17 protein-coding genes are annotated in these 16,965 nt (G+C 55.6%); 1 reads left to right on the top strand and 16 read right to left on the bottom strand.

The features are described from left to right. Window positions 1-3: 3 nt before the first annotated feature. The 16 genes from ABE960_RS07380 to ABE960_RS07305 all read right to left on the bottom strand — a co-directional run bounded on the left by ABE960_RS07380 (window position 4) and on the right by ABE960_RS07305 (window position 16,240). Window positions 4-927, bottom strand: coding sequence for a glycosyltransferase family 2 protein (locus ABE960_RS07380; RefSeq protein ID WP_349761605.1), 924 nt, complete (start codon window positions 925-927; stop codon window positions 4-6). Further along, window positions 920-2,158: a hypothetical protein gene (locus ABE960_RS07375; protein WP_349761604.1), complete on the bottom strand. Its 1,239-nt coding sequence runs from the start codon at window positions 2,156-2,158 to the stop codon at window positions 920-922. The genes ABE960_RS07380 and ABE960_RS07375 overlap by 8 nt, the downstream gene beginning before the upstream one ends. A gap of 74 nt (window positions 2,159-2,232) precedes the next feature. After that, window positions 2,233-3,099: a sulfotransferase gene (locus ABE960_RS07370; protein ID WP_349761603.1), complete on the bottom strand. Its 867-nt coding sequence runs from the start codon at window positions 3,097-3,099 to the stop codon at window positions 2,233-2,235. A 15-nt stretch (window positions 3,100-3,114) separates the two neighbouring features. Further along, window positions 3,115-4,347: a glycosyltransferase family protein gene (locus ABE960_RS07365; RefSeq protein WP_349761602.1), complete on the bottom strand. Its 1,233-nt coding sequence runs from the start codon at window positions 4,345-4,347 to the stop codon at window positions 3,115-3,117. 890 nt (window positions 4,348-5,237) lie between these two features. Then, the gene (locus tag ABE960_RS07360) at window positions 5,238-5,864 is read right to left on the bottom strand and encodes a class I SAM-dependent methyltransferase (protein ID WP_349761601.1); all 627 of its coding nucleotides are present in this window, start codon (window positions 5,862-5,864) and stop codon (window positions 5,238-5,240) included. Then, window positions 5,848-7,170 (bottom strand): lipopolysaccharide biosynthesis protein, encoded by a 1,323-nt coding sequence (locus ABE960_RS07355; RefSeq protein WP_349761599.1) that lies wholly within the window; start codon window positions 7,168-7,170, stop codon window positions 5,848-5,850. Before ABE960_RS07355 ends, ABE960_RS07360 begins: the two co-directional genes overlap by 17 nt. Then, complete coding sequence (rfbC, locus tag ABE960_RS07350) at window positions 7,167-7,715, bottom strand: dTDP-4-dehydrorhamnose 3,5-epimerase (protein WP_349761598.1); 549 nt, start codon at window positions 7,713-7,715, stop codon at window positions 7,167-7,169. The genes ABE960_RS07355 and rfbC overlap by 4 nt, the downstream gene beginning before the upstream one ends. Window positions 7,716-7,724: 9 nt before the next feature. Then, window positions 7,725-8,636 (bottom strand): glucose-1-phosphate thymidylyltransferase RfbA, encoded by a 912-nt coding sequence (rfbA, locus tag ABE960_RS07345; protein WP_349761597.1) that lies wholly within the window; start codon window positions 8,634-8,636, stop codon window positions 7,725-7,727. A gap of 226 nt (window positions 8,637-8,862) precedes the next feature. Beyond that, a complete protein-coding gene (gene rfbD, locus ABE960_RS07340; RefSeq protein WP_349761596.1) occupies window positions 8,863-9,759 on the bottom strand; it encodes a dTDP-4-dehydrorhamnose reductase in 897 nt (298 codons plus the stop codon). Next, entirely contained in the window at window positions 9,756-10,826 is a 1,071-nt protein-coding gene (gene rfbB, locus ABE960_RS07335) for a dTDP-glucose 4,6-dehydratase (protein ID WP_349761595.1), read from the bottom strand. The genes rfbD and rfbB overlap by 4 nt, the downstream gene beginning before the upstream one ends. An 18-nt stretch (window positions 10,827-10,844) precedes the next feature. Then, on the bottom strand, window positions 10,845-12,059 hold the full coding sequence (gene metK / locus ABE960_RS07330) for a methionine adenosyltransferase (RefSeq protein ID WP_349761594.1): 1,215 nt from the start codon (window positions 12,057-12,059) through the stop codon (window positions 10,845-10,847). Window positions 12,060-12,198: 139 nt separating this feature from the next. Next, window positions 12,199-12,993 carry a GumC domain-containing protein gene (locus ABE960_RS07325; protein WP_349761593.1) on the bottom strand — a complete coding sequence of 265 codons (795 nt, stop codon included), beginning with the start codon at window positions 12,991-12,993 and terminating at the stop codon, window positions 12,199-12,201. Window positions 12,994-13,308: 315 nt separating this feature from the next. Beyond that, entirely contained in the window at window positions 13,309-15,264 is a 1,956-nt protein-coding gene (locus tag ABE960_RS07320) for a polysaccharide biosynthesis tyrosine autokinase (protein WP_349761592.1), read from the bottom strand. Beyond that, complete coding sequence (locus tag ABE960_RS07315; protein WP_349761591.1) at window positions 15,254-15,376, bottom strand: hypothetical protein; 123 nt, start codon at window positions 15,374-15,376, stop codon at window positions 15,254-15,256. The genes ABE960_RS07320 and ABE960_RS07315 overlap by 11 nt, the downstream gene beginning before the upstream one ends. Then, entirely contained in the window at window positions 15,327-15,671 is a 345-nt protein-coding gene (locus tag ABE960_RS07310) for an arsenate reductase/protein-tyrosine-phosphatase family protein (RefSeq protein ID WP_349761590.1), read from the bottom strand. Before ABE960_RS07310 ends, ABE960_RS07315 begins: the two co-directional genes overlap by 50 nt. After that, window positions 15,671-16,240, bottom strand: a complete 570-nt coding sequence (locus ABE960_RS07305; protein WP_349761589.1) for an SLBB domain-containing protein — start codon at window positions 16,238-16,240, stop codon at window positions 15,671-15,673. Before ABE960_RS07305 ends, ABE960_RS07310 begins: the two co-directional genes overlap by 1 nt. On the opposite strand from ABE960_RS07305, the gene ABE960_RS14875 reads away from it, so the two are divergent. Further along, the gene (locus ABE960_RS14875; RefSeq protein WP_432765354.1) at window positions 16,221-16,679 is read left to right on the top strand and encodes a hypothetical protein; all 459 of its coding nucleotides are present in this window, start codon (window positions 16,221-16,223) and stop codon (window positions 16,677-16,679) included. The genes ABE960_RS07305 and ABE960_RS14875 overlap by 20 nt on opposite strands. Window positions 16,680-16,965: the final 286 nt, after the last annotated feature.

Here is a 16,965-nt window from a genome sequence, read left to right as displayed (position 1 = left end):
CACTTACCACGTCTCGTTTCTGAAAAGCCATTTTGGCACCCACGACCACAGCATCCGATATCCCGCCCAGGTCTCCTTCAGCCCCGATAAAGAACACCGTGCCAGAGCCAACGCCGAACGAGCCAAAGGTTCGATGACCAGTGTCGTGAGCAACACTATAAATGCCGCGGGGAAAGCAAAATGTTTAAAAGAATAAAGCAACCGGCTACGCAGCGAATAAAACAGCCGCCTCGCCTTAACCCGATTGGATGTGCCTCCACCGGCATGAAAAGCTTGGGCATCGGCCAGATAGAAACTTTGCCAGCCTTCCTGACGTGCACGGTATGAAAAATCAACCTCCTCGAAATAAACGAAGAAACGTTCATCAAAACACTGCAGTTGCTCAAAAAGACCGCGACGAACGAAAAAGAAAGCACCCATAACCTGATCGACTTGGCGATCAGTCAAATGATCCCATTCCGCCATAGAGTTACCAAGTCGTGGAAAAATACGATCCAGGCCAACCGCATGTGCCAGAAAACCGGTGACCGAAGGGAAACGCGCACAACTGCGGGATACCTTACCGCTCTCCTCAATCAACTGCAGACCGCAGATACCTACCGCCTGGTTAGCCGGCGCTTGCATGAAGTTGACTACCTTGGTCAGCGTCCCCTCGAAGAGCGCCGCATCGGGATTGAGGAACAGCAGATAGTCACTCTCTGCGTGCTCAGCACCAAGGTTGCAGGCCTTACCAAAGCCTAGGTTTTCACCAGCCCGTATCAAGGTGACGTTCGGAACTTCCTCAACTATCTTTTCAGAACCATCTATAGAGCCATTATCGACGACTATTATTTTCTCGACATGATCGGCGCAATATTGGGTAATGGAATCGACGCAGGCTTTAAGTTGCGTGCCTGCGTTCCAGTTTACGATGATGATATCAAGCATTCGCACTCCGTTCGGTCAGGTAGGCGTTGATCAGAGAAACTGGCAGAAAAATCACCCATAGATAATCAAATTTCCCGATGTATGGGTTCGATCCGGACATTATCAGAAAAATCATCATTGCCGTCACCAGCGGTACAAATAGAGCCGCAAATTCTCGGTTCCGACGAGCCAGCAGCATCCCCTTCACCACGACCCAGCCAACGGCAACGGCATAAACCAAAAAGCCCAAAAGACCAACACTTTTCAGCAGGGAGAGGTACCAGAGCTCAAAGGCCCATCCCTGTCGATTTACCGAATCCACCGTTGATCCGAGCCCGATGCCGACCAAAGGCGAACTTTCAAACGCTCGCCACAGCGCACCTGCCTGCTCGAAGCGAATCCTGCTCGAGGCCTCCTGCCCTATGAACGCAGAAACAAACTCCTGCACGAGGAGTATCGGTTGCAGCCCAAGCGCAACTATTATTCCCGCTACAACCAAAGCCGCCGCTACACCCATTCTGATGAGTGCGCCGAGCATCGCAACCGTCCGGAACCGCCGTGTCGAAAGCTGCAGGAAGAACAACGCAAGAAACGGCGTCAGCAGAACGACCAACCAGAACATACGCCGCCCCGAACCCACGGCGACCACGACCATGAGCACCACTAGCAACCAAAGCCACGTCTTCTGCCATCCCCTCAACTCACGCCGGCGCGCCAACAGCAGCGCCACTACGAACGGGAACCCGTACATAACCGTGGTCAGGTTGAAGACCCGGAACTCTATAAATCCATCATAGGCTCCGAATCCGGCATCCTGAAAAGCGAGTATCGGGTAGACAATATCACTCAGGCCCAAAAAACCGGCGGCGAGCACGATCAGTGCCATCGCCGTCGCCAAGCTGATGCCCAGCAACAACGCGGATTCCATCCGCCGGATGACCTGCAGATTATGGGTTAGGCCGATGAACAACAGATACAGCGCGGGCCAGATGAGATAGATCGTTGAGACACGCAAAGCGCCAGGCGCGTCATTGACTATTCCCAACATTATAGCGAATGCACCCACAACCATCGTAGAGAGCCACAGAACGAATACATCCCGATGCACCCGCCAGCGGCTCAACGCAAACGGCGTAGCAATACAAACCAATATTACCAACACCGCCCCACGCTGGAATTGAAAGCTGGTAGGCATTACCAGCATGCCAACGAAGAAAGCCTGGACAGTGAATATCGAGGCGCGCACGGCCACACGAGTCCTCCCGTGTCGTGCGAGACTAGAAAACTCGTGGTGCGGTAACCTTTCAGAAAGAGCGTCCATACTCATTAAGGCTTGTAATCCCACACGTACAAGCGTGCCTGTCGTTCCTCAGCGAACCCTAGGAGCTCACTATTATTACGGTAAGAATATGCGCGAGCAGGATTAATAGAATCGGTAATCCATTTAACTCGATCATCTACCACCGGCAACCCACAAAAGGAGGCTACGTCTTTCAAAATGTTCTCTGGCTCTACCAGCAAATCTTCGTAGCGCACGCGAAACACCCTATCGCTGGAGAGGCTCGCTAATTGATTTCGCGCCTGGGTTTGGTAGGCCTCCCACAAGGAATATCCACCTTCCAAAGACAGGCACCGCGGTGATTCAGAGAACCCCCCACGTTTTGGTCTGAGCCAGGAAATTGGTTTTGCACGTTCATACCTACTCGTCGTTGTTTCAATCGACCGGTTTGCACGAACGCGCAAGCTTTCCGCAACATCCACACCGTGGCGTTCAATGAACACCACACGGGCGTTGGGAAACAGATCAAGCCAGAATGGCAAAGTGAACGTATTGCGCGGGTCTTTCCATCCCCAGGGAGTGGCTTGTGCGGGAATCGAGCGTTGGCTAAAATACCTTTTCATCCCGAGATAACGTGCAGCCCTAGGTGAGCTCATAAGGTCGCTCGCATAGTTCTTTGATGCCGTAAAGACTGGTTCAGCTTCTGGCGTCCAGAGAAAGTCAAGCTGTTCCGGGTTGTCCCAACGTCCACCACATTGCGCCATCAACCAAGTATTTAATTCGAGAAAAAAGAGTGCTTCATTGTTTTCATCTGTTTTCTTGCCAACAAACAAGCCCAGCTGCTCTAGAAGCCGCCCCAGAAGACTAGTTCCGGAACGGTGCATGCCAATAAAAATAACTGGTGATACCCCCACCCTCGCTGCACACATTTACTTCCAAGCCCCTTTTTTTCTGAGAATATCTTTTATATCCACTGTAAAGTTTTTAACTTTTACAGACCAACTATTTTGAGCTGCATATTGAACACGTTTTTCCCTTTTCAACACGCTTGCTTCTGAGAGCGCAGATTTCACTGCATCTGCGAAGCTAACCGGATCTTCTGCAATTGTTATCACATCAGAAAAACTAGAAGCAGGATCGACACCTGTGGAGACTATTGAGTTGCCAGTTGCTAAATACTGATAAATTTTCATCGAATCACCCCCAACAGTAGAAACATCATTTGCTTTTGGCATGATTAAAACATCACATGAAGTTAAAAACCCGGGAACTCTAGAATGATGCAAAGACCCATTGAATGTGAAGTTCTTGTACTTATTAAAGACAGAGAGATGCTTCTCACCAGTAGAATCATAGAAGCCAAAAAAAATGAACTTAACATCGGGAAGCTCCCTCAAACATTCTTCGACCAGCGAGGGATCAAACGTTTTATTAATACTACCAACATAGCCCACAACCTGTTCTTGTTTTATATTTTGGGCTTCATTTTTAGCCTTTTCGTAAGGCGAAAGGTCAACACCATTCGGTACTACTTCTACTGGGACAGGACAAAACCTGGAATAGCGTTTCAAGGACGCACCAGTGGTAATTACTTTATCGGCTTTCGGTAAAATTTCGGAATACAGTGACTCAATAATAATTTTTTTATTGTCATCCTCACAACGTGCTGCGACATCATCAATCAAGTCAAAAGCCAAAAGATCATGCTTAAGACACTGAATTCCTGCCAAAGCCATTAAGGATGGGGGATATACTATCAGAACCTTGGTGCCACCAACACCCCTAAGCTTAAAACGCAACTGGATTTTAATAATAAATGTATTTATTGATCGGAGGATTGGTACATTATTGCTACCTAATGACAAGACGGCAGAAACAAAAATTTTACCTGATGTTTTTATAGGCTTGGTTGATAGGCACTTGAAGATGTGTTGTCTCACATTATCATTAGCTTTTCCAGTCAACAAATTAACAAAACGGATCAAAAAAACTTTAAGGGTCATTTCCTCTATATGGAAAATATTTTCTGTATCTTCATCTACCTCAAGAAAATGCGTAAACACCTCATTTCTTCTGCAGTATACTCCCCAGTCTGACTGGCGCCAAAGCTGTATATATGTGATACCGGGATAATTCATTAGGCCTTTCAACTTTTCAGACATTTAAGTTCATCTTGCAGATCATATTCCACATTGTAACCCAACTTACTCGATAAGCCTGAAACTCTTCTAACAACAAGGCGCACTTCATTATCATCAAACACTTTTCTCCGCCCACCTTCATTTGGCTTTATCGGCTTGCTAACCTGCTATTTTTTTAATGCCATGCTATTTTTTGTGAACTATATTATTATTAATTTACTTATTAATTTCTAATATATAACTTTCGTACTTTAAACTAACAAAGCCTAATACAGACCTCAATGCAGGCTCCGGATTGCCAGTAGAATTCTTATAGTATACAAAATCATTTTTGTTTTCTTTCATTTTTAGAGTCTTTGTATTATTAAAAATCCATCATTCAATACAAAAATCGAGACCCCAAAACCTCCTATAAAGAGAAGCAATGGTATTCAATGGTTTACGGATCATCACAACAAATTTGTTCTTAGTAACGGCTTTCTTAATGACTTTATAGGCATAAAAATGCTTTGGGAATTTCTCCAGAACATAATTTTAGCTCTCAAACTCTGAAAATCAATCCCACTCATTTGCGATTGCCTTCATAACGTGCAAAGAATGAGAGCCAGGCACCATACACTATGTTTCCCAAGGCTATAACTCCCGGAACTAATATTTTTGGCGCCACTTTAAGCGGACTCAGCAGCAGGCACCTGACTATCTTCTGTTTTTCGACTTCTTCGCATTTACCAAGCAGAAACCGCACTAGGCGCAGCAGAAAACCCTCAAAGGAGTCTCTTAGACGTGAATGATGCACTTCGTTTCATCGTCGTCAGAAATCACATGGGTGAATGTCTCATTTCGTCATAAGTAGACGCCCCAATCGGACTGTTTCCAAAACTGTACATACGTAATTCCAATGGGCTTTATGATTATCTAACGCCGAAAATAAAGAACCTATGATAAGGAAAGTCCCAGACACGATATGTTTTAGTCATATTCAGTCTAGGTATTTTCCTGAGCTCACGAACAACAAAGTTGAGATCAAATCCTTTTTTATTTATCTCCCAATAATGTTCGCCATTGAAATCATGCCTTTTCGGACCGGACCATGGCCTTGGCACAAGCATCTGCAGGGCTCCTGTTCTAGGAATATGGACCGAAAGCGGCCAGACTGGCCTAGCGTCTGGGAGGCTTATAATTACCTTACTTCGCGCCACCCGGGCCATTTCCCCAAAAGCCTGCATGCTCTGGTCAAAGGGAATGTGTTCCAACATCTGGAAGGCACAGACCACATCAAAGTCACCGTCTTCAAACGGCATTTCTAAAACGGACGCCACGTGGTCCGGATTCAGCTCTGGGTCGATGTCCAACGTTTCCACCGAAACGCCGAATAGACTAGCCATCGCCTTGAATACACCCGGCCCCGGACCGATCTCGAGAACACGCTCGGGCTTTAGCCTCATGACTTCATCTAGCTGGTGCCACATGCTGGCCCAGCGAGGTTTTGCTACATATTTCGCGAACTCATAATGGGACTTATCAACTTGTTTTTTCATCTTTTCTCCATTGCTTCGCACACAAAAAAATCCAAAGAATCATCGCGCTGTATGCAATGACACCAATGACCGAGAAAAGCGCCACAGCCCAAACATCGCTATCAAACCAATAAACCCCGACTAAAAGACCCACTACCTTCCCTCCAGTACTGAACAACTCATAAATCAACAAGCCACCCTGGATACCCAACACTGGAACCGAAGCCACACTTGGATTATTTATGAAGTTAAACAAAAAGAACAGTGCCAACCACCGCGCATACTCCCCGGCTACAGCCCAGGCTTCACCGAAGACAAAGCTAAAGAGCCAAGGGCCAAACAACATGACCAGACCAAAAGGCACAATACCAATGGCAAGGAGTGCACCGGTTGCTCGGACGATGTGTTGGTGCAAGTTTTCACCATTATGAGCAGCTTCCGTAATGCGCGGATAGAACACATTTTGAACCGCCTTGCCCATGAGTGTGCTGGGCATGCCCATTACCATCTGGCCAACCGTATAAAAGCCTGCTGCCGCTGGCCCGAAAAAAGCCGCGAGCATCAAAACGGGCATGCTCCGAGAGGCGGCGTTAATGAAGTTCTGCGGCGCGCGATAGAAAGGGAAGTCACGATGTCGATGTGCTAATTCCTTCAGGGTAGCCCCCGAAGTTCCCTGCGCTTCGGTGGCGCCAGCTCCGTATCGCCTTCGCGCGCCAATGAACAGCAAAGCGGCGTGCAAGGCAGGGCCGAGCGTGGCGAGCACGATGAGCACTGCGCTTAGTGGATGCAGCCAGCCGATGCCCGTCTTGGCACCGTTCAATATGAGCGATTGGACGATGGCGGAGCGAGCGAGCACGCCGAATTCCTTTTTGCGAATCAGCCATTGTTGTGCGATCTGCATCGAGGCGGCGAAGAGCATCGCCAGCGGGATTAGGAACAAGTAGCCGCCGATGGATTCTGCCCCAAGGGTAACGGACAGCCAGTCGCCTCCAACCCATAGAGCGACGGCTATCATGAGGGAAACCGCCACCGACAGCATGGCGGACAACCGCGCCAAACCAAGTGCGTCGCGGTCATCCTTGGGCAAAACGATGGCAATCGGGTAGGCCAACCCAGCAACTGGTATGGCAACGGCGACGATAGCCATAAAAGTACCGAGCAGGCCAAATATCTCCGGTCCATAGATGCGCGTAACCACGGGGGAAAAGGCCATGGTGATGGCCTGTGCACCGGCCGTGCCAGCGGCGACCATTGCCACGTTGCGCGCAAAGCGGCTTCGCCGTAATCGCACTAGCGCGCGGTGCGGCGATGTGCGCTTGGAATTCATTCGAATTTTCTAGCAACCAAATAAGCGGGGGCTTTGCCGTCCTTGACCGAGATCAGCGGTTCATCCATGACCGGCCAGTTGATCGCCAGCGTGGCGTCGTCCCAGCGGATGCTGACCTCACAGTCGGGGGCGTAAAAATCGGTGCATTTGTACTGGAACTCGGCCACGTCGCTGGCCACCAGAAAGCCGTGAGCGAAACCGGGCGGGATCCAGAGCTGTCGTCGGTTGTCGGCAGACAGGGTTGCGCCCACCCATCGGCCGCAGGTGGGCGAGCTCTTGCGGATGTCCACGGCGACATCGAAGACCTCACCCAGCGTCACGCGCACCAGCTTACCCTGGGGATGCGGCGGCAGCTGATAGTGCAGACCACGCAGGGTGTTTTTTGCCGAGCGGCTGTGGTTGTCCTGCACGAAGGTTACAGGCTGACCAACGGCCGCATCGAATGCCTTCTGATTGAAGCTTTCGTAGAAAAATCCTCGCTCGTCTTCAAATACATGAGGCTCAAGAAGTTTTACGTCTGGAATTCTGGTTTCGGTGATTTTCATAGAGTTAGCTTACTTGGCTGTTTTGACCAGTTTCTTCAGGTAGGCGCCGTAGCTGTTCTTTTTGAGGTTTTCCGCCTCCGCCAGCAGTTGTTCCTCGCCTATGAAGCCCATGCGGTAGGCGATCTCTTCCAGGCAGGCTATTTTCAGGCCCTGGCGTTTCTCAAGCGTTTCAATAAAGCCCGCCGCATCGTGGAGAGAGTCAAACGTACCGGTGTCCAGCCACGCAAAGCCGCGACCCAGCAGTTCCACGTTCAGGTCGCCGCGTTCCAGATAGGCCTGGTTGACCGTGGTGATTTCGAGCTCACCCCGTGCGGATGGCGTGACCGATTTGGCGATGTCGACCACGTCATTGTCGTAGAAGTACAGGCCGGTGACGGCGTAATCGGATTTGGGGTTGGTTGGTTTTTCTTCGATGGAGATGGCGCGTTGGTTGTCGTCGAACTCGACTACGCCAAAGCGCTCAGGGTCGGTCACCTGGTAGCCGAATACGGTGGCGCCCTTGTCCTGTGCGGCGGCAGTCTGCAGGAGCTTGCTCAGGCCCTGACCATAGTAAATATTGTCGCCCAGCACCAGGCACACGCTGTCATCACCAATGAAGTCCTCACCGATGATGAAGGCCTGTGCGAGGCCATCCGGGCTGGGCTGAATCGCATAAGTGAGCAAGATACCGAACTGGCTGCCATCGCCCAGCAAACGCTGGAAGCCTTCGTTATCCTCGGGGGTGGTGATGATCAGGATCTCCTGGATGCCCGTCAGCATCAGCACCGAGAGGGGGTAGTAGACCATCGGCTTGTCGTAGATCGGCAGCAGCTGCTTGGAGATGCCCTTGGTGATCGGGTAGAGGCGTGTGCCGGAGCCGCCAGCGAGGACTATTCCTTTCCTTCGGTGTGAGGAGTGAGGTGTGAGGGGTGAGGTGGTCATGAGGTGCGCCTTGCCGTTAGGTGCTTGTGCCGAAATTGTAAGAGCCGAGGTTCGAGGTTTGAGGGCCAAGAAGCTAGGGGCTAGTTGATTTTCGTGAGAGGGCGATTTATCGCGCGAGATTTTTCTGGGTCAACCCCTCGCGCGGCAGAGCCGCCCTCCCACTAATAAGGTCAACCCCTCGCCGAACCGCCGCAGATCCGGCCTCCCACAAAAACCTGTCTGGTTCCTATCGAAACCTGTCCTGCAGGACACGGGAGACGCCGTCTTGCCATTGAGGCAAAGTCAGGCCGAATGCGTCTTCCAGCTTTGTAGTGTCGAGGCGTGAGTTGAGCGGGCGAGCGGCTGGTGTTGGCCATTCACTGGTGGGGATCGGTGCGATGCGCTCCGGCATGGCCTGGATATCAATACCCTGCCCTTGCAGACATTCGGCGATGAAGGTGGCATAGTCATGCCAGCTGGTCTCGCCGGCGGGTGTCAGATGGTAGAGGCCTTGCTTGGAGGTATCGCCCAGCGCCTGAACGATGGCATGTGCGGTCACGTCCGCGATCAGCTCGGCGCCGGTGGGGGCGCCCACCTGGTCATCGATCACTTGGAGGGCATCACGCTCGCACATCATGCGGGCCATGTTGGCCAGGAAGTTGCCCCCACGGTCGGCATAGACCCAACTGGTGCGAAAGATCAGGTGCCGACAGCCGCTGGACTGGATACGGCGTTCCCCGGCGAGCTTGCTGGCGCCGTAGTGGTTCACTGGGCCGGGGGTGTCGGTTTCCTCCCAGGGGGCATCGCCGCTGCCGTCGAACACGTAGTCAGTCGAGTAGTGCGCCAACAGCGCATCCAGCGCCATGGCCTCTTCCGCCAGAACGGTAGGCGCGTGGGCGTTGATACGCATGGCCGGCTCATGCTCTTCCTCGGCACGGTCCACCGCGGTATAGGCTGCGGCATTGACGATTACATTCGGCTTGAGATCACGCACTGTCGCCCGCAGCCCCTCGAGATCGTCCAGGTCGCCGGTGAGGCCGTTGTGGCCATGACGATCCAGGGCCACGAGTTCACCCAGCGGTGCCAGAGCACGCTGGAGCTCCCAACCTACCTGGCCGTTCTTGCCAAAGAGAAGAATCTTCATGCAGTCGCTCCGGTGCCTAGCCGTTGGCGCTGGTAGCTGCGGTCCTGGACTCGGCGGCACCATTCAAGGTTATCGAGGTACCACTGCACTGTCTTGCGGATACCGCTCTCGAAGGTTTCCTCCGGGGTCCAGCCGAGCTCCTGCTCGATCTTGCCGGCGTCGATGGCGTAGCGCAGGTCGTGGCCGGGGCGGTCGGCCACATGGGTGATTAGGCTGGAAGCTGGTAGCTGGAAGCTGGACGAATCGGGTCTCATCTCGTCCATCAACTCACAGATCGTACGAACAACGTCGATATTACGTTTTTCGTTATGGCCACCGATGTTGTAGGTCTCCCCTACCTCGCCTTCCGTCACCACTTTGTAAAGCGCCCGGGCATGGTCTTCCACATAGAGCCAGTCACGGACCTGCTCGCCCTTGCCGTAGACCGGTAGCGCCTTGCCTTCCAGGGCGTTGAGGATAACCAGCGGGATCAGCTTCTCGGGAAAGTGGTAAGGCCCGTAGTTATTGGAGCAGTTGGTGATCAAGGAGGGCAGGCCGTAGGTGCGCTGCCAGGCACGCACCAGGTGGTCGGAGCTGGCCTTGCTGGCCGAGTAGGGTGAGCTGGGTGTGTAGCTCGTTTGCTCGGTGAACAGGCCTTCAGGCCCTTCCAGATCGCCATACACCTCGTCAGTGGAGATATGGTGGAAGCGGAAGGCGGACTTGCGCTCGGCGTCGAGGCCGTTCCAGTAGGCACGGGCGACTTCCAGCAGGGTGTAGGTACCGACGATATTGGTCTCGATGAACGCCGCCGGTCCGTCGATGGAACGATCTACGTGACTCTCGGCCGCCAGGTGCATCACCGCGTCGGGCTTATGCTCCTGGAAGACGCGCTCGAGTGCCGCCCTGTCGCAGATATCCACCTGCGCGAATGCGTAACGCGGATTGTCGGCGACCTCGGCCAGGGATTCCAGATTGCCAGCATAGGTCAGCTTGTCGACGTTGACTACGCTGTCGGTGGTATTGGCGATGATATGACGAATCACGGCCGAGCCGATAAAACCCGCTCCACCCGTAATAAGAATCTTCATGGTAAGTCCTTCTCGTCCTTACAAGCCTTTGCGAAGAAGATCGACTTTGTCGGTCTTCTCCCAGAGGAAGGCCGTGAAGGTCTCGGTGTGCTCCTGGCCCTGGGTATCGGTCCAGCTATAGGAGTGCTCGAAGGGCTCGCGACCAAAATGGCCGTAGGCCGCCGTCAGCTGATACATGGGATGCAGCAGGTCGAGCATGTGGGTGATGGCGTTGGGTCTCAGGTCGAAATGCTGACGCACCAGCTCGATGATCTTCGCATCCTCCACCTTGCCGGTACCAAAGGTGTTGACGGAGACCGAGGTCGGCTCGGCCACGCCGATGGCGTAGGAGATCTGGATCTCGCACTTTTCCGCCAGGCCGGCGGCGACCAGGTTCTTGGCCACGTAGCGCCCGGCATAGGCGGCGCTGCGGTCGACCTTGGAGGGGTCCTTCCCGGAGAAGGCGCCGCCGCCATGGCGGGCCATGCCGCCGTAGGTATCGACGATGATCTTGCGCCCGGTCAGGCCGCAGTCGCCCACCGGGCCGCCGATCACGAACTTGCCGGTGGGGTTGATGTGGTACTTGGTGGTCGCGGTCAGCCACTCGGCGGGGATCACCTGCTCGATGATCTCGCGCCGGACCATCAGGCGCAGCTCCTCCTGGTCAATCTCCGGGTCGTGCTGGGTGGAGAGCACCACCGCATCCACGGCGCAGGGCCTGCCCGCCGCATCGTAGCGGAAGGTCAGCTGGCTCTTGGCGTCCGGACGCAGCCAGGGCAGCAGGCCATGCCGACGCAGCTCGGCCTGTCGCTCGACCAGCCGGTGGGCATAGTGGATCGGCGCAGGCATGTAGGAGTCGGTCTCGTTGGTGGCGTAGCCGAACATCAGGCCCTGGTCGCCGGCTCCCTGATCCTCGGGCTCGCTGCGATCGACCCCCTGGGCGATGTCCACGCTCTGCTTGCCGATCAGGTTGAGCACGCCACAGGTCGCCCCATCGAAGCCGACGTCCGAGGAGGTATAGCCGATGCCGGTGATCACCTCGCGCACCAGCGTCTCGAGATCGACCCAGGCCGAGGTGGTGATCTCGCCGGCCACGATGGCTACGCCGGTCTTGACCAACGTCTCGCAGGCCACCCGGGCGTGCTTGTCACGGGCGATGATGGCATCGAGCACCGCGTCGGAGATCTGGTCAGCGATCTTGTCCGGATGCCCTTCGGACACGGATTCGGAGGTAAACAGGGAGTATTCGCTCATGATGTTCCAGCAAGGAGGTTATAGGGTAAGTAAAGAGGAAACAGAGTGATTCGAAGCACTGGCCCATGCCTGGAACTCACGATCGGGCACCTACTTGGCGTCATGATCGACGGTGGAAGAGCCGGATTCCCCTGGGCGGCTAAGCATCCTCTTCAGAGAAGCTCTCTCGTACCGCGGCAGCAAACTGGGCAAAGAATGCCATCATCAGGGCCAACATTCCCGCCAGCACAATCGCCAGTGCCATCACTAGGCTACGACTTGTTCCTGAAGGCTTGAGGCCTTGAACGGCCGTCTGTATGGCCTGCCCTTCCTGCAGCTGTTCGAGACTATCCTGAATATTCGCAACACGTCCTGAGTAACTTGCGATGAGTTCCGCTGCTGAAGGACTCGTGGACTCCTTGGCCAGTTCCAGAGATCGCTCTGCACTTTCCAGTTGGCGTTGCATGGAGTCTCGCAAGCGCTCAAAGAAAGCCTGCTGATCCTGCTCAATCCGCGCCAGCACCCGGGAGTGAAAGGATTCGACCAGTGGCGCACTCGCTTCGGTAGCTTGTGACGTCAGCTTCACCAGCAGAGTGTCTTCCAGGTTGCTGACCGCGGTTGTGAACGGGAGCGACGCCAAGCCTTCGTCGTCCAGAAGCTTTCGTGTGACGGCACCGAGATAGAGGTTATTGGCCTTGGCCACTACCGTAACAGGGGGTTCCAGCGCACCATTCTCCCTGTTCTCCGTTGGTGCCTGCTCGGCCACCTGATAGAGGGAAACGTACTCGAAGCTGCGCTCCATCATCAGGACATAAACCAGCGCGCCCATCACGATCACGAAGAAGGTGGCCGCCATCACCTTCCAGCGCTTGATCAGTATCTTGGCAAGATCCACCAGGGAGATTTCATCATCGCTGGCATACCGGGATGCCTGCCCGTCCGGAGCATTGTTCATGTGCTGGAGTCACCTTCTGCCATGTTACGGTCACGCTACCGCCCGGAGGTTGCACCGGGCTTGTCCTCGAACCCTTCAGTCCTTGTCTTGCCGATCCTGGTGGGATCGACAACGCTTTGTTCACTGGGCAGGTATTCTACGCTAGGGCGGATGCCGACTCTAGCATGACGATGGCCATCAGGGGTGTGAGGAAGATACCGACAAGGCGACCCGTCTCCACTGGAAGACAACTTACTCACGGCCTGAATCGTGGGCATCAATGCGGATTGTCGCAGATCGGTTTTGTAGCGTGCCCGCAGGCACAAATGCCAGAGGCTACCGGTAGGCATAGTTGTAGTACCCATAGCCATAGCGGGTAGCGGCCTTGCGCTCCATGGCGTTGAGTATCGCACCCTTGACAGTGACGCCGGCAGTTTCGAGGCGCTGGGCGGCAATCTGCAGTTCCTTTGCCGGGTTCAACTGGAAGCGGACGACCATCAGGCTAGTGCCACACTGCTTGCCGACCAGAGCGGCATCGGTCACGGCCAGCACCGGCGGGGTGTCCAGGATCACCAGGTCGAACTCCCTGCTGGCCTGCTCGAGGAAGGCGGTGAAACTGGCGTTCATCAGCAGTTCGGAGGGGTTGGGCGGTGCCGTGCCACGCGCTACATAGTTCAGGTTCTCAATACCGCTGTCGCGCACCACCTGGCCCCAGTTCTCCTTGCCGGAGAGCAGCTCCGAGAGCCCGCCTTCGCTGCCGCCTGCAAAGGCATGGTGGATATGGCCCTTGCGCATGTCGGCATCCACCACCAGTACCTTCTGCCCACCCAGGGCACAAACGGTAGCCAGGTTGACCGAGACGAAGCTCTTGCCGATTCCGGGGCTCGGCCCGGCGATCATAATGCGATTGTCACCGGCTTCCAGCATGGCGAAATGCAGGTTGGTGCGTAGCCCACGAAGCGCTTCCACGGCTGTATCGGCCGGTGCCCGTTCCGCCAGGATGCCGGTCGCGATATCGTGGCCCTTGCGCTCACGGCGGTGCTTCACTCGCTTGACCAGCTTCTGCTGTTTGTCGGAGAGCGGAACATTGGCGTAAACGGAAAGACCGACCTCCTCGACCTGTTCCGGGGACTCCAACCCGCGGCGCAGCAGGCCCCGCACCAGCACCAGGCCAACTGAGAACATGCCACCCAGCAGGGTCGCCAGCACCACGATCAGCGGCTTCTTGGGCTCCACGGGATTGGGCTGTACCACTGCCTCGTCAAGGATGCGCACGTTGCCCACGGTGCTGGCCTTGGCGATCTTCATCTCCTGGATCTTGTTGCGCAACTGCAGGTAGATCTCCTGATTGAGTTCCACATCGCGAGTACGGCGCAGCACCTGCTGCTGGGTTTCTGGCAGGTTGCCGACACGCTCATTCAACCGCTGACGATCGTTGACCAGCTGCTGCCTCTTGTCCAGCAGGGCCGAGTAGGTCGGGTGCCCGGGGGAGAAGCGACGGGAAATTTCGGCCTCTTTAAACTCCAGTTCGTTGAGCTGGGCCTCGAGATTGACCAGGCGCTCCAGGATCGACCGGGTCTCCAGAGAGAGGTCCACGCTGTCCCGCTCGGTGCGATAGTCATTCAGGGCATTCTCGGCCTCACGAAGCTGCCCGCGGATCTCCGGCTCCTGGGCCTCCAGGAAGTTCAGGCTCTGCTCGGCCTCGGCACTCTGGCGCTGGATGTTCTGGGTCAGGTAGATTTCGCTGATGGCATCCAGGGTGCGCACGGCACGGCTTTCATCGGGATCGGTCAGAGCGAGGTCAAGCAGGCCACTGTCTCTGCCCTGCTGACTGACGCTGAACCGGGAACCCAGATTGTTGATCGCGGCCAGGCGGGAGCGCTTGATGAGGGTGAACTCGGTCCCCGGTGCCGCTTCGATGTCGGCTACCTTCAGCGTCAGCTGGTCGTCCAGGAAGCGGCTGACTTCCCCTACCCGCCCCTGGCCCAGCGGTTCACCGTCCAGGCTCAGCCGATACCGGTCCTGCTCGCCTGCCGTCAAGGTGAAGGCCTGGCCGGTCAGGGACGACGCCACCTGGAAATTTCCGATATCGAGCGTTTCACCGGCCCAGGCGCTGCTCTCGGCGAAGCCGGGGCGCTCGACGCCCAGGCGCACCAGGAGATCGCCGATGACCGGGATACGATTCGGCTGGACCACCACGTCGAGCCGCTCCTGATCCACGGCGCGCCCGAGCACCATCCGCGAGCGCAGGATACCCAGTTGCGCATCGGTACTCGGTTCCTCAACCAGCATGGAGCGCACGTCTTCCAGGGGGCTTGCTCATCCCCGCGCTGTTCTCGACCTGCACCAGCGCATCAGCGCGGTAGATCGGAGTGGCCTGCAGCGCATAAGCGGCGCCGATCACGGCGAAGAGCGCCTTGATGCCGATGATCCACCACTTGTGGTCCAGTAGCAGGCCGAAGAATCAGGTCGGCGTCAGCGAGCATCTCGCTCGTGAGCTGGCGGGCCTGATGATGGTCAAGCAAAAGGCCGTCAGCCTCGGCCAGTTCGCGGGCGGTCGGCTCCACGCCGTGGCCGGCCAGGGCACCCAGGCCGGCGGAGGTGAAGTGCTTGCCGGGAAGCGCGGCGGCCAGCATGGCAGTGGCCACCGGGCTGCGGCAGATGTTGCCATTGCAGACGACCAGGATGTGCTGGAACATCAGAAGTCGTTCCTCAGGTCATTAGCATCCCGGGTGGTGCGAGTGACCTGATAGACGGCGGTGACGGTGGGCAGCAGCTGGCCGATCACGCGGTTCCAACGGCCCAGCGGCGTGGTGGTCACGTAGACGACATCGGTGGGCTCGAGCCGGAACTCGGTACCCAGCACCATGGCGGCGGCGTTACGGACATCCAACTGGTAGACGGTCGCCAGCTTGTCGCGGCGATCCAGCTGGCGGCGGAAGACGAAGATGCCGCTGGCATCGGCCTGGGCCTCATTGAAGCTGCCGGCGCGAGTGAGTGCCTCGGTCAGGCTCATGCGCGAGCGCCCCATGGGCAGAGTCTGAGGCTCACCCACCTCGCCCATCACGAAGACCTGCTGGTTGCCGAGGTCCGGAACATGCAGGACGTCACCATCCCGCAGCAGCAGGTCCTGGCTCAGTTCGCCCTTGTTGAGCATATCGTAGAGAGACAAGGTTCGCGTCTTGCCATCCCGGAGCAGCAGCACGTCGTGCCAGTTAGCCTCTGGCCCCAGCCCACCGGACAGGCTGATGGCATCCAGCACGGTCATGTGCACGTTGGTGATCGGCAGGCGAGATGGCTTAATTCACTTCGCCGGTCACCTGGACCTTCTGCGAATTGAAGGCGGCGAGTTTCACCTCGACCTGAGGCTCGGCGATGAAGGGGTCGAGGCGCTGCGCGATCTCTTCACGCACCTGCGTGACGGTGCGTCCGACCACCTCTACGCGCCCGATGAAGGGATAAAAGATGGTGCCGTCCTGATGGACGGTATTACCGGACTCCTCGGCACTTCGCTCGCTGCCAGAAGGGATTGTCAGCTCCGGGTGGTCATAGACAATGATGCTCAGTATATCCCCCTTGCCGATGCGATAGTCATAGCCTTCGATCTTGTTACGCTACTCTTCGCTCAGTTCACTGAGTCGCTCGACGTCCAGCGCCGAGCGCTGGGCGTTGATCAGCCCCAGGGTGATGGGCTCGATATCAACTAGTTAGTCGACGGGGGCGCTCTCGGTGCGAGACTGAAAGTGGCTTCCCGGTGCGAAAACTCAGCCGGACATTAGGATGGCACTACACATTGCCAGCAGCAGTTTGATAGGCGTTAAATGGCGCATAGGGGAGGCCTGTGAGATTGGATGACCATGACGGTTGAGCACGCTACCGCCCCGAGGTGTCATGGCGCATCCCCGAGGTCCGGCACTGCATGACAACGCGAAACTATATAAAAAAATAAGAAATGCTGCAGAAACGCGGAAGATCATAACAGGTCGTAGGACA

The sequence above is a fragment of the Halomonas aquatica genome (genome assembly GCF_040196335.1).
Lineage (GTDB): Bacteria > Pseudomonadota > Gammaproteobacteria > Pseudomonadales > Halomonadaceae > Halomonas > Halomonas aquatica.
The sequence above is the reverse complement of the archived record's forward strand: the minus strand, read 5'-3'. Positions and strand labels throughout refer to the sequence as shown.